The following is an 848-nucleotide window of genomic DNA, read 5'->3' as shown; positions in this document are numbered from 1 at the left end:
CCTTTGTCGCACGCGAACGTGTCAATGGCAGTTCATGGCACCAGACCGACATAGCTCCAATGTCGACAATCGCGGCGAGATCGGACATTCGGCCTTTGGCAACTAACGGCAGGTTTGTCCGCGCAGAGCAGACATCTGTCGCTCCTTTTTGTTGAGTTCGAATGTCCACTGCGAGCCCAGTTCTACCGCCGTTGTGATTTTGCGAGCACGGTAGATACGGTGCGCGTCTTGCGGCTTCTAGTGATCGCGATTGCGCCCAGCACTAAGGCACATGCCAAAGCTTGAGGAAAAGAAATGGCTTCGCCAAAGGCAAGAAACCCGACAGCAAACATCGTGGGTAATTCGATGCTTCCGACGACCGCAGTTTGGGAAGCCCCAATAACAGGTGAGCATATCGTGTAGATAAGCTGAGGCACGAAAGCGGTGACCAGTCCAATACCAACAATGAAAAGCCAATCGGATTGTTCCCTTGGGAGCAATTCTCCAACCTCAGCACCAAGGATGAGCGGTGCGAGGCCCAGTACAGACCCCAGAGAAACTGACGCGATACGTGCCAACGGCGCAATCCGTGACAACCTGTGTACCAGGACGCAAATTCCGAAGCCAAACCCAAATGGGGCGGCAAGGGACAGCAGCAGAGTTGGTAGTTGTTCCGCAGCCACTGACGCAGGCGAGCCAGCGATAACAGCTGCCACCACAATCAGACTAGCAGCCAACATGGCGCGTCGCGTGGGTGCATCGCCAAACACAGCCCAAGCAATAACTAAGGTGAACACCGGATAGGTCATGTAAAGCACACCAACTGTCGATGCGGGCAACTTTTCCAGCGCCGTTACATATCCGATCCA

1 protein-coding gene is annotated in these 848 nt (G+C 54.5%); it reads right to left on the bottom strand.

Annotated features, from left to right (window positions below):
* Positions 1-182: 182 nt before the first annotated feature.
* Positions 183-848: DMT family transporter (locus ACR0AO_RS25470; RefSeq protein ID WP_480609844.1), on the bottom strand; the 666-nt coding region annotated here is incomplete at its 5' end.

The organism is Ruegeria sp. AF8 (genome assembly GCF_056541825.1).
This window is presented reverse-complemented; position numbering and strand designations above follow the sequence as displayed.